The organism is Streptomyces sp. NBC_00289, assembly GCF_041435115.1.
GTDB lineage: Bacteria > Actinomycetota > Actinomycetes > Streptomycetales > Streptomycetaceae > Streptomyces.
Genome location: NZ_CP108046.1, coordinates 8,264,998 through 8,276,891, shown reverse-complemented (window position 1 = coordinate 8,276,891; position 11,894 = coordinate 8,264,998). Strand labels below are relative to the sequence as shown.

Below are 11,894 nucleotides of genomic sequence, written 5' to 3'. Positions count from 1 at the left end.
CGAGTGGCGAACGTTCCCCGGTCGGGCGTCCGGTGGTGGACTCCGCCGAACCTACCGGCCCCCTGCCGTCGCCTGTCAACAGCCGTTTGACCTGCGCTTCTTCCGTTAAACCGCTGGTCAGCGCAGAGGGAGCACAGGTGGCGCGACGGCGTGTCGGCGGTGGATCTTCACCACGCCGCCCCGGCAGATCACTCACCCGGCCGTACGAAAACCGTCCGTCCGCCCACCACGGTGCGCAGACAGACCGGCAGGTCGCGGCCCGGTGTCAGATCGGGCAGGCCGGGGGTGCCCGAGCGGGGGTCGGTCGACCAGCGGGCGACCCGGTCGTCCGGGGCCTGGACGACGAGTTCGTCGGTACGCCACACGGCGTAGTCCGCCGGCGCTCCCGGTACCAGGACGCCCGCGTCGTCCCGTCCGACCGCCCGCCAGCCGCCGCGCGTGTGCGCCGTGAACGCGGCGCGCACCGAGACGCGGTGCTCCGGGGTGCGGTGGAAGGCGGCCGCGCGGACCGTCCCCCAGGGGTCCAGAGGCGTGACGGGGCTGTCGGAGCCGAAGGCGAGGGGCACACCGGCCCGCAGGAGGGCCGCGAAGGGGTTCAGAGCACGCGCCCGCCCGACCCCGAGGCGCTGGGCGTACATGCCCTCCTCGCCGCCCCACAGCGCGTCGAAGGCGGGCTGGACGGAGGCGGTCAGGCCGAGCTCGGCGAAGGCCGCGACGGTCTCGGGGGTGAGCATCTCGGCGTGCTCGACGCGGTGGCGGGCGGCCAGCACCCGAGCCGGGCCGATCTTGTCGGCGGCGGCGCGCACGCCCTCCACGACGGTGGTCACGGCCGCGTCACCGATCGCGTGGAAGCCGGCCTGGAGGCCCGCCTCGGTGCAGGCGACGACGTGGGCGGCGACGGCGGCCGCGTCCAGGTAGGCGGTGCCGGTGTGGCCGGCGTCGTCGTACGGCTGATGCAGGCATGCGGTGTGCGAGCCGAGGGCGCCGTCGACGAACAGGTCACCCGCCGCGCCGACGGCGCCCAGCTCGCGCGCCCTGGCGACGCCTTCCTCGCCCTGCTCGGCCCAGTAGCCGACGACACGGGGTCCGGGTTCCCGCGCCGCGAGCCGGAGCAGGCCGGTGAAGTCGTCCTCGGAGGAGATCTCCGGGCCGCCGCACTCGTGGACGCTGCCGATCCCGAGGGAGGCGGCGTGGGCGAGGGCGACGCGCTGCGCCTCGGTGCGCTGTTGCTGCGTCACTGCGGCAAAGGCGGCGGCGCGCACGGCGTGGTGGGCGTCGCGGACGAGGGGGGCGTCCTCGCGACCGAGGTCGGCGGGGACCAGGTCGAGCAGGGCCGTGGTGACGACGGCCGAGTGGACGTCGATCCGGCTCAGATAGAGGGGGCGGCCGCCCGTGGCCCGGTCGAGTTCGGCCCGTGTCGGCGGGCGGCCGCCGGGCCAGCGGGAGGCGTCCCAGCCGTGGCCGAGCAGGACCCGGTCGGCGGGGCGGGCGGCGGCGAAGTCCCGTACGAGGGTGAGGGCGGCCTCCAGCGACGGGGCGCCGGACAGGTCCAGGCCGGTCAGGGCGAGGCCCGTGGCGGTGGTGTGCACATGTGCGTCGGTGAACGCCGGGGTGACGAGGGCGCCGTCGAGGTCGACCACGTGGTCGACGCCGTCCGCGAAGGCGTCCGCGGCTCCCTCCGAGCCGACCCAGGCGACGTGCCCGTGTTCCACCACCATCGCCGTGGCGAACGGGTCGGCGGGGCTGTGGACCTCGCCGCGGCGCAGGAGGACGGTCTTCGGCTGGGCGGTGCGTTCACTCATGAGGGACAGTTTCGCGCCTCGGGCGAGCCGCCCGGCACACCGGCCCCCGGCTCGGCCCGGGGCCCTCTCAGACCCGCGGCGGCCGCGCCTCGTACGGCGTGGACAGCACCACGGTCGTCCGGGTCGAGACCCCTGCCAGGCTCCGGAGCCGCGCGAGCAGTTCCTCCAGCTCGTGCGGGGTGGCCACCCGGACCTTGAGGATGTAGTTCTCGTCGCCCGCGACGCTGTGGCAGGCCTCGATCTCGGGGACGCCGGCGAGGCGGTCCGCGATGTCGTCCGGGGCGCTGGGATCGAACGGCTTCACCGAGATGAAGGCGGTCATGGGCAGCCCCACGGCCTCGGGGTCGACGACCGCGGCGTACCCGCGGATGACGCCGCGCTGCTCCAGCCGGCGCACCCGCTGGTGCACCGCGGACGTGGACAGTCCCGTGGCCTTGCCCAGGTCGGTGTAGCTCATCCGCCCGTCCTTGACGAGCAGCTGCACGATCTGTCGGTCGAGCTCCTCCATGGCGCAAGAACCTACAGTGCGGTTGATCTCCTCCGATACCTGAGCAGCCCAGGTCATGCCCGGTTCGTGATGTGGCCGAGAGCGGCCCGTGAGGCCTTCGGGGAGACAAAACGGCCGCGCCGGGCACCTGCGGGCGGCATGTGACGAAGGCCACACCTCATGGAAGGGCTGTGTGATGGTCTCGCGATTACCGCCAGGACGGGACGGGAAGTGCTTGCTGTGGTCGAGGCCGCAGCGCCGATACGGCCCAGCCCTAGGGGGAGAACCCATGCAGAGTCCCAAGCGTCCTGGTCGTACCGCGCCCAAGCGCCTCCAGGCAGTCGTCGAGCCCGAGCCGGAGGGCGTCGAACCCGACGCCTTCGACGACGAACTCGACGCGTACGACACCTTCGAGATGTTCCGGGTGATCTGCCCGGACTGTGCGCAGCCCATCGCCCTGCTGGCGGACGAGGCGGTGCTCCCGGAGCACGCGCTGTGCATCTCGCCGTGGAACCCGTTCGGTCTCACCGTCTGTGCCGGCACCGGCCGGGGGGCCGCCGAGGCACGGCCTGCGGACGAGTCGGCCGAGCCGCAGGAGCAGGACACCGCCCTGCTGTTGACGCTCCCTCAGGGTCTCGACTGGCGGATGCAGCCCTTCTCGCACGTCGGCGGCCCGGGCTCGCGCCCCATCAGGGTCCCCGACATGCGGCGCCAGGCCGCCTGAGCGCCACCGCCGCGCGCCACCCCGTCCCGTCTCCGTAGCTGCCCGCACCACGGCTCGCAACCCGCCCTGGTGCGGGACCGGCACGTCCGGATCCGGCCCGGGCGTCGTCATCCGTCCGTGGCGCCACCCGTCCGTGGCGCCACCGCTTTTGACGGTACGTCAGCCCGTCGTCCGAACCCCGGTGGCGGCGACGGACGTCCGTGAACTCACGGTCGATTCCGTGGACCGGTGACCTGCCCGCCCGCTCTCGCGTTGCCCAGCCATGACCCCCACCTATTCAGCCACCGGGCGTCAGCGCCGAGTGTTCGTTCCGGCACCCGGAGAATCGGTTCCGCCCGCACCGCCGCAGCAGCCCGACCCGCCCATCTACCGAGAGCTCATGCGCACGTGGGCCGACCGGGGGCGGACCCTGCCGGGGCGCCACGACCCGGAGTGGGTCCGGCTGGCGGCGCCCCAGGTCACCCGGGGCCAGTTCAGCGGGTCTCGGGACCCGCTAGGTGACGGGCGATGACCATCCGCTGGATCTGGTTGGTGCCCTCGACGATCTGCAGGACCTTGGCCTCGCGCATGTAGCGCTCGGCCGGGAAGTCCGCGGTGTAGCCGTACCCGCCGAGGATCTGCACGGCGTCGACGGTCACCTTCATCGCGGTGTCGGTGCAGTGCAGCTTGGCCATGGCCGCCTGCTTTGCGAACGGCCGGCCCGCGTCACGCAGCCGTGCCGCCGCCAGGTACAGCGCCCGGCCGGCCTCTACCTGCGTCGCCATGTCGGCGAGCATGAAGCGCAGCCCCTGGAAGTCGGCGATCGGTCGCCCGAACTGCCGCCGTCCGGTGGCGTACGCGACGGCCTCGTCGAGCGCGGCCTGCGCCAGACCGATCGCGCAGGCGGCGATGCCGAGCCGCCCCGAGTCGAGCGCGGCCAGGGCGATCGCGAACCCCTGGCCCTCCTCGCCGATCCGCCGCTCGTCGGGGACGCGGACCCCGTCGAAGTGGACCTGCGCGGTCGGGGAGCCCTTCATCCCCATCTTTCTCTCCGGCGCCGCGCTGCTGAGGCCCTCCGCGTCGCCGGGGACCAGGAAGGCGGTGATCCCGCGCGGGCCCTCCTCGCCGGTGCGCGCCATGACCGTGTAGAAGTCGGCGATGCCGCCGTGGGTGATCCAGGCCTTGGTGCCGGTGATGACCCAGTCGTCGCCGTCGCGCACCGCCCTGGTGCGCAGGGAGGCCGCGTCCGATCCGGAGGACGGTTCGGAGAGGCAGTACGCGCCGAGCAGGCCGCCGCCGAGCATCGCGGGCAGGTGCTCGACCTGCTGTTCCTTGGTGCCGCGGGCGGCGAGCGCGTAGGAGGCGAGGGTGTGGACGCTGACGCCGAGGCCGACGGTGAGACGGGCCGCGGCGAGTTCCTCCAGTACCTGGAGGTAGACCTCGTACGGCTGGTCACCGCCGCCGTGCTCCGCCTCGTACGGCAGGCCGAGCAGTCCGGACCCGGAGAGCAGGGTGAAGACCTCGCGCGGGAAGCGTCCGGCGTCCTCCTCCTCGGCCGCCTTCGGTGCGATCTCGCGCTGCGCGATGTCGCGGACGAGCGAGATCAGATCCCGGGCCTCGTCCGTGGGCAGTTGACGGTCCACCGGCTGCGGGGCGTGGTCGGGCATGGCGACGCTCTCCTCCCTGTCGGGCACGGGCGGACGGGCCCTTCGGGTGGGGGCGGCGCCGCCGGGTCTCTCGTGCCGGCCGATGCTCGCACTCCCGGGTCTCGGAAGCTGCTGACCAGCGGCTGTGCGCAGTGAGTATGCCCGATCGGACGCACCCCGTCACCAGTTAACGACCGCTTACTTCAGGTAAGGCCCGAGGAGCCGTCCGGGAGACCGGATTGGTCCGAACCATTGACGTACTGGTCTAGTCCTCCTAGGGTTCCGGCCAACCGCATGACCGCGTTCATGCCAATCAGCGCGCGTTCCCCTCTCCCCCACGAGGAGACACCTGATGCACCCCGACCACCGTCCCCGCACCCGGTTCCGGGCACTCCTGTCCGCCGTGTGCTGCGCCGTCCTCGGCGCGGGTCTGCTCGCCGGCGCGGGCACCGCCACCGCCGCCCCCTCGGCCCAGGAGGCCGCCGGCTCCAAGGTCGTCGGCTACTTCACCGAATGGGGCACCTACGACCGCAAGTACTTCGTCAAGAACATCGAGACCTCGGGCTCGGCGGCCAGGCTCACCCACATCAACTACGCCTTCGGCAACGTCACCGGCGGCAAGTGCGCGATGGGCGACGCCTACGCGGCGACCGACCGCACCTACACCGCGGCCGAGTCCGTGGACGGCGTCGCCGACACCTGGGACCAGCCGCTGCGCGGCAACTTCAACCAGCTGCGCGAGCTGAAGAAGAAGCACCCGGGCCTGAAGGTCCTCTGGTCGTTCGGCGGCTGGACCTGGTCGAGCGGCTTCGGCGAGGCCGCGAGGAACCCGGCCGCCTTCGCCCAGTCCTGCTACGACCTGGTCGAGAACTCCAAGTGGGCGGACGTCTTCGACGGCATCGACATCGACTGGGAGTACCCGAACGCCTGCGGCAACACCTGTGACACCAGCGGCAGGGCCGCCTTCAAGAACCTGATGTCGGCGCTGCGCTCGAAGTTCGGCTCGGGCAACCTGGTCACCGCCGCGATCACCGCCGACGCCACCAGCGGCGGCAAGATCGACGCGGCGGACTACGCGGGCGCCGCGCAGTCCGTCAACTGGTACAACCCGATGACGTACGACTTCTTCGGCGCCTGGGACGCGACCGGCCCGACGGCCCCGCACTCGCCGCTGAACTCCTACTCCGGCATCCCGAAGGCCAACTACTACACCTCGGCGACCATCGCCAAGCTCAAGGGTCTCGGCATACCGGCCTCCAAGCTGCTGCTCGGCATCGGCTTCTACGGCCGCGGCTGGACCGGCGTCACCCAGTCCGCGCCCGGCGGCACCGCGACCGGTCCGGCGGCGGGGACGTACGAGCAGGGCATCGACGACTACAAGGTGCTCAAGACCAAGTGCCCGGCCACCGGCACCGTGGCCGGCACCGCCTACGCCAAGTGCGGGACCAACTGGTGGAGTTACGACACCCCCGCCACCATCGGCACCAAGATGACCTACAAGAACCAGCAGGGCCTGGGCGGCACGTTCTTCTGGGAGCTGAGCGGCGACACCGCGAGCGGTGAGCTGATCAGGGCGATCAACTAGGCGGACCCACGGGGGACCTGGGGCGGGGGACCACGAGCCTCCGCCCCTTGCCGTCAGCCGTCGCGGCGGGCCGGCGCCGGGGCGGGGAAGGCGGGGTCCATCTCCTCGATGGCGCGCATCGCGCCGCCGAGCATCTTGACCAGCAGATCGCACAGCGTCTCGCGGGACAGGTCCTGGCGATCGATCCAGTCGAGGGTGGCGCCCTCGACGCTGCACACCCAGGCGAGCAGGCCCACGCGGGCCGGCGGGGTGATGTCGGTGCGGCCGTAGGCACCTTCGGCGATGGTCGCGACGATCGCCTCGCGCACGCCGTCCCGGATGGCGTGCACCTCGGTGTCGAAGCCGACGCCCCCGCTGACGATCGTGCGGTAGGCGGCCTGGTTGTGCTCGGCGTAGCGCAGATAGCTGTCGATGGTGCGGTGGACCCGGTCCACCTGCTGCAGTTCGATGCCGCTCGACGCGTAGGTGACCAGGTCGGCGACGGAGTCCTGGATGATCGCCAGGTAGTAGCCGCGCTTGGACTGGAAGTAGTAGTAGATCAGCCCCTTGGCCACGTGGGCCTGCCGCGCGATGTCGTCCATCGACAGTGCGTCGTAGGAGATGTCGGCGAACAACTTCCGCCCGATGGAGATGAGTTCGGCGCGTCGCGCGGCCGAACGCTCGGTGCCGCGCGCCCGGGGGCGTGCGACGTCGCGCTCTTGGCTGATATTCAATTCAGACCCTGGTCTCCAACGGGCGGCGGGACATCCGCAGTATGGCAGGTCGGGTATGGGTCAGGTCACAGCAGGCCGAGCTGGGCCACGAGCATCGCGATCACCACGACGAGGGTCCATCCCACGACGTGCTCGAGGACCTTCGGGCCCTCGTCCCGGGGGCCGCCGGTGCGGGCGCTTGCGGCGGTGGCTGAGTGTGCGGTCATGGCGTCTCGCTGATCTCGGAGGTACTGGTGGACTCCCCCCACCGATCTGTCCACCTTGCCACCGGGAGCGGCTTTTGCGGCCGAGACTTAGGTCACACGGATACGGCCCCCGGGAGACCGGGGGCCGTGTGCGTCGCGTCCGCTCGGCTCAGCGCACGCCCACCGCCGCGAGCGCCTTGCGCTGGCGCGGGGTCGGATGCGCCGGGAAGTACAGGTAGCAGACGCCGCCGGTGCCGGAGACGACCTTGCCGGAGGCGTTGTACCGCTTGGTCCTGAGCCAGATGTTCTCCCACTCGGACCGCTTGTAGACCCGGCGGACCGCCGCGTCGCTCTCCGAGGCCGGGTCGTTGGCGATGACGTCGCCGTCCGCGGTGAAGCCGATCACCGTCATCAGGTGGCCGGAGGTGCCGTAACCCGCCCCCGTGAGCTCCTCCTTGAGGAACGACTGGGACGTTATGGCCGGGATACCGGCCGCGATCAGCGTCTCCAGATCGGTGAGCGAGCCGAGCCGCGTGACCACGCCCTGCAGGCCCTTGAAGGTGGCCGCGTAGGCGGCGTTGAACGGCCAGTTGCCGCAGCCCGCGTACTGGAAGTCATAGGTGTACCGGGCGGCGTGGCACACCTGCGGGTCGGCGTACGAGGGGTCGACCCAGGAGAGCTGCTCCGGGGTGAGCAGCCCGCCCCAGTACTCGATGATCATCTGCGAGGAGGTCGGACTGCACCAGGCCTCGCCGCCGTTGTCGTACTCGGGGTACTGACCCTTGTGGATCTCCTGCGAGTAGCGCGGCACGCGGAGTTCCCCGGCGAGGGCGGGTGCGGAGGCCGGGACCGTGAAGCGGTCGGGAACGTCGGAGCCCATCGCGCCCAGCCGCCAGACGGTGGGCGTGAGCTTGGTGCCGGGCTTGCGGTACAGCGTGAGCCGCAGCCGGTACGAGGCCAGGCGCAGGCCGGTGGTGGCGTCGTCGATGGAGAAGGTGTCCGTCCAGATGGTGCTCTTGCCGTCCGTCTGGTCGTCCACGGAGGTGCGCCTGATGTCCTGGTCCCCGGACGCCCAGCGGCCCATCACGTACCACGGCGTGTCCGTGCCGTCGGAGTACGTGCCCTGCAGTTCGACCTGGATCCAGGTACCGGCCGGCGTGTGGGCGTTCCACGAGGCGATGACCTCGGTGGCGGGAACGGCGAGTCGGTGGACGGGGGAGGTCCAGGTTCCGTACGCCCAGGTGGCGGTCGTGCCGGTGTGCGGGTCGGTGTAGTCGGCGGTGCCGGCGGGCGTGCCGAGCTCCAGGCCGGGGCGGGCGCCCGCGCGGGCCCGGGTGCCCTCGGCGGCCCCGCCGCGCCAGTCGGCGTACGTGATCCAGGCGCGGTTGTCGACCAGGCGGTCCGGGGTCCGCGCCGGGTCCGCGGCGTCGGTGGCGACGCCGGGCCTGGTCGCGGCGGCCGCCGGGGCCGCGCCTGTGGCCACCGCCGCGGCGACCGCGACGGTCAGAACGGTTCTACGGGACGGCTGTTCGGCTCTGCTCATGGGCGGAATGACTCCCAGGTGTCCGAGTCGGGGCAGGTCCAATCGTGGTGCCGCACCGGCGGATGCGCGGTGGTGGGCCAACTATGGCCGCAGAGGCATGCTCCTGCCAGCACTTCGACCCATGCCACGCCAACGAATATGGGTCTGGACCACTGGCATGACCTGCTGCGGGGCCGGCGGGCACGGCGGCCACCGCCGGGCGCCGCCGCGGGACCGTCGCCCGGCCCGTCACCCGGGCCCGGCCTCCCCCGCCACTAGAATGTTCCCGCATACGCACCACTCCCCTCACGCTCCCGGGACCAGCCATTCACGACCTCGCCGCCCGGCTCCGCCGGCTGCCCCCGTCCTGCGGCCCGGTCCGTCTGATCGGCGTCGACGGGCACGCGGGCTCCGGGAAGTCGACGTTCGCCGGACGGCTGGCCCGGGCCCTGGACGACGCGCCGGTGCTGCACCTCGACGACATCGCCAGCCACGACGAACCGTTCGACTGGACCGGCCGGCTGCTGGCCCAGGTGATCGAACCGTTCGGCCGCGGCGCAAACGCGCGCTACGCCCCCTACGACTGGCACGGCCGCCGCTTCGGGGCGCCCCGCGCCCTGCCGCCCGCGCCGGTGGTGCTGGTGGAGGGAGTCGGCGCGGGCCGCCGCGCCCTGCGCCCGCACCTGGCGCGTCTGCTGTGGCTGGAGCTGTCGCCCGAGGAGGCGTGGACGCGCGGACGGCTGCGGGACGGGGAGGAGCAGCGGGACTTCTGGGACGGCTGGGTCCGGGCGGAACGCGAGCACTTCGCCGTCGACCCCTCCCGACCCTTCGCCGACCTTCTGGTACGACAGTTCGGCGAGGGATACGAGGTGCTCGAGGGGCCTGCCGGGACCGTTGGCCCGGACCAGTCACTCACACAGGGTGACGGGCCATCGGCAATGTGCTGAACTGGTGAAGGGCCTTGCGGGACAACTTCCCGGAGTGCTTCAACTCGGCTTGACCGTGGGGCCGTACAGGTCTTACGTTCTGAATGTGCGGCCGTTCGAGGCCGCCCTCAGTCGCGAAGCCCCCGGTTGTTCCCCCGTGATCGGGGGCTTCGTTCTGCTCCCGGCCCCTTTTCCGGGTGCCGTACGGCGCGATCCGCTCACCCTCGGTGACCACACGCGATGCGCCCCATCTGCTCCCACCTCGTCAAACGGGCTGTGCGGCACCCTTCGGCGGGCGAACTACCGCAGGTACGATGCCCTCGGTGCGGCCTACGGACGACTGCTCTGCGCACCGTTGCAACTCCGGTCCACGACACAGTCGTTGGACCAAGGCGGCCGCCGGACGACAGTCGGGTGGTGAACCACGGGGGCACGGTTTGTGGGGGACGTGATGGACTTCGGCACGCAGGGCCCCGAGGCCCCGGCCGACCTCGCCTGGCTGCGGGGTGTGGACGCCTACACGATGGGCGCCTATCCGCAGGCGGAGGAGGAGTTCCGGGCCGCGGTCCGGATCGATCCCGGGATGGCCGACGGCTGGCTCGGTCTGCACGCGCTGCGCGTCGACACGACGACCGCGCTGCTCAGGATGTTCCGGCACCGGGAGCGGTTCGGCGAACAACGCGCCCGGCACCGCCGCTCCCTCAACTCCTGGTACTGGCTGGGCTGGTGGGTGCAACCGGTCCTGGAGACCCCGCGCGATCTGCTGCTCGCCCACGCCTCCCACTGGCTGGACGGCCGGCACGTCCCGGAACTGGACCGGGCCCTGGCCGGGCTGCCGCCGGTGGACACCGACCACCAGGTCCGCTTCCTGCACGCCTGCCGCGCCTATCTGGTCAAGGACTGGGAGCAGTTGGTCCGGCACACCGATCCGCTGCTCGACGACCCCATGCTCGGGATCGAGGCGGGCCTGTTCGGCGGCATGGCCCGGGTCCGCCTGGAGACGTACGGACAGGCCGAACCACTTCTGTCGGCGGCCCTGATGCGCTGCCGCAGCGAGCAGCCGCAGCGCAAGGAGCTGCGCTACTGGCTGGCGCGGGCGCACGAGGGCACCGGCCGCAGTGCGGCCGCCCTCCCCCTGTACCGGGCGGTGCACCGCGTCGACCCGGCCTTCATGGACACCTCGGCCCGGCTCGCCGCGATCGCCGAGGGTGACGGCTACGAGGACTCCGCCGACTTCGCGGCGATCGCGCTCACCGGGATCGGACAGGACGCGCTGGACGCCCCGGACGGTCTCGACCCGCTCTTCGGCTCCGAAGGGCGGGACCTGCGGTTCACCGAGCCCGAGCTGCCGCCGGCCGCTCCCCTGCCCTCGGTCACCGACCCGGCGGTGCGCGAGAAGAACGTCGTGCCCGTGCAGCAGCTGCCCGCCGGGCCCACCGATCCCGCGTTACTCGAGGAGGCACTCGCCGAGCTGGAGCGGATGGTGGGCCTGGAGCCCGTGAAGCGCCAGGTGAAGGCCCTGTCCGCGCAGTTGAACATGGCCCGGCTGCGTACCGGACAGGGTCTGCCGGTCCAGCCGCCGAAACGGCACTTCGTCTTCTCCGGCCCCTCCGGCACGGGCAAGACCACCGTCGCCCGCATCCTGGGCCGCGTCTTCTACGCCCTCGGACTGCTCGGCGGAGACCATCTCGTGGAGGCGCAGCGGGCGGATCTGGTGGGCGAGTATCTGGGGCAGACCGCCGTGAAGGCCAACGAGCTGATCGACTCCGCGCTCGGCGGCGTGCTCTTCGTCGACGAGGCCTACTCCCTCTCCAACACCGGCTACGGCAAGGGCGACGCGTACGGCGACGAGGCCCTGCAGGTGCTGCTGAAGCGGGCGGAGGACAACCGCGACCACCTCGTGGTGATCCTGGCCGGCTATCCGGAGGGCATGGACCGTCTGCTGGCCGCCAACCCCGGTCTCTCCTCCCGCTTCACCACCCGGGTCGACTTCCCGTCGTACCGCCCCCTCGAACTCACCTCGATCGGCGAGGTGCTGGCCGCCGACAACGGCGACGCGTGGGACGAGGAGGCGCTCGACGAGCTGCGCTCGATCGCCGGTCACGTGGTCGACCAGGGCTGGATCGACGAGCTGGGCAACGGGCGGTTCCTGCGCACCCTGTACGAGAAGAGCTGTGCGTACCGGGACCTGCGGCTGTCGATGTACCCGGGCGCGCTGTCCCGCGACGACCTCTCCACACTCCGCCTGGCCGACCTGATGCAGGCCTACGGCGAGGTGCTGTCGGGGCGGGGACCGCAGGATCCGTCGACGACCTGACGCGTCCC

11 protein-coding genes are annotated in these 11,894 nt (G+C 72.0%); 5 read left to right on the top strand and 6 right to left on the bottom strand.

Annotation, left to right across the window (positions count from 1 at the left end; translation table 11 throughout):
* Positions 1-188 precede the first annotated feature (188 nt).
* A complete protein-coding gene (locus tag OG985_RS37500; RefSeq protein WP_371672815.1) occupies positions 189-1,802 on the bottom strand; it encodes an amidohydrolase in 1,614 nt (537 codons plus the stop codon).
* 67 nt (positions 1,803-1,869) lie between these two features.
* A complete protein-coding gene (locus tag OG985_RS37495; protein ID WP_016434164.1) occupies positions 1,870-2,310 on the bottom strand; it encodes an Lrp/AsnC family transcriptional regulator in 441 nt (146 codons plus the stop codon).
* A 268-nt stretch (positions 2,311-2,578) separates the two neighbouring features.
* Between OG985_RS37495 and OG985_RS37490 the strand changes: the two genes are divergently transcribed.
* Both OG985_RS37490 and OG985_RS37485 read left to right on the top strand, forming a co-directional pair.
* The gene (locus OG985_RS37490; protein WP_371672814.1) at positions 2,579-3,013 is read left to right on the top strand and encodes a hypothetical protein; all 435 of its coding nucleotides are present in this window, start codon (positions 2,579-2,581) and stop codon (positions 3,011-3,013) included.
* Between the two features lie 262 nt (positions 3,014-3,275).
* Positions 3,276-3,524, top strand: coding sequence for a hypothetical protein (locus OG985_RS37485; protein ID WP_371672813.1), 249 nt, complete (start codon positions 3,276-3,278; stop codon positions 3,522-3,524).
* Here the strand turns inward: OG985_RS37485 and OG985_RS37480 are convergent.
* Positions 3,487-4,659 carry an acyl-CoA dehydrogenase family protein gene (locus OG985_RS37480; protein ID WP_371672812.1) on the bottom strand — a complete coding sequence of 391 codons (1,173 nt, stop codon included), beginning with the start codon at positions 4,657-4,659 and terminating at the stop codon, positions 3,487-3,489. The two genes, OG985_RS37485 and OG985_RS37480, sit on opposite strands and share 38 nt — an antisense overlap.
* A gap of 331 nt (positions 4,660-4,990) precedes the next feature.
* On the opposite strand from OG985_RS37480, the gene OG985_RS37475 reads away from it, so the two are divergent.
* Entirely contained in the window at positions 4,991-6,223 is a 1,233-nt protein-coding gene (locus OG985_RS37475; RefSeq protein WP_371672811.1) for a glycoside hydrolase family 18 protein, read from the top strand.
* 53 nt (positions 6,224-6,276) lie between these two features.
* On the opposite strand, the gene OG985_RS37470 is transcribed toward OG985_RS37475, so the two are convergent.
* From OG985_RS37470 to OG985_RS37460, 3 genes are all read right to left on the bottom strand, one after another.
* Entirely contained in the window at positions 6,277-6,936 is a 660-nt protein-coding gene (locus OG985_RS37470; protein WP_371672810.1) for a TetR/AcrR family transcriptional regulator, read from the bottom strand.
* A gap of 65 nt (positions 6,937-7,001) precedes the next feature.
* On the bottom strand, positions 7,002-7,142 hold the full coding sequence (locus tag OG985_RS37465) for an SCO1431 family membrane protein (protein WP_371672809.1): 141 nt from the start codon (positions 7,140-7,142) through the stop codon (positions 7,002-7,004).
* A gap of 148 nt (positions 7,143-7,290) precedes the next feature.
* Positions 7,291-8,664 (bottom strand): peptidase C39 family protein, encoded by a 1,374-nt coding sequence (locus OG985_RS37460; protein WP_371672808.1) that lies wholly within the window; start codon positions 8,662-8,664, stop codon positions 7,291-7,293.
* 305 nt (positions 8,665-8,969) lie between these two features.
* Between OG985_RS37460 and OG985_RS37455 the strand changes: the two genes are divergently transcribed.
* Positions 8,970-9,590 carry a uridine kinase gene (locus OG985_RS37455; RefSeq protein ID WP_371674604.1) on the top strand — a complete coding sequence of 207 codons (621 nt, stop codon included), beginning with the start codon at positions 8,970-8,972 and terminating at the stop codon, positions 9,588-9,590.
* 430 nt (positions 9,591-10,020) lie between these two features.
* Complete coding sequence (locus tag OG985_RS37450) at positions 10,021-11,886, top strand: AAA family ATPase (RefSeq protein WP_371672807.1); 1,866 nt, start codon at positions 10,021-10,023, stop codon at positions 11,884-11,886.
* The last annotated feature ends 8 nt before the right edge of the window (positions 11,887-11,894 follow it).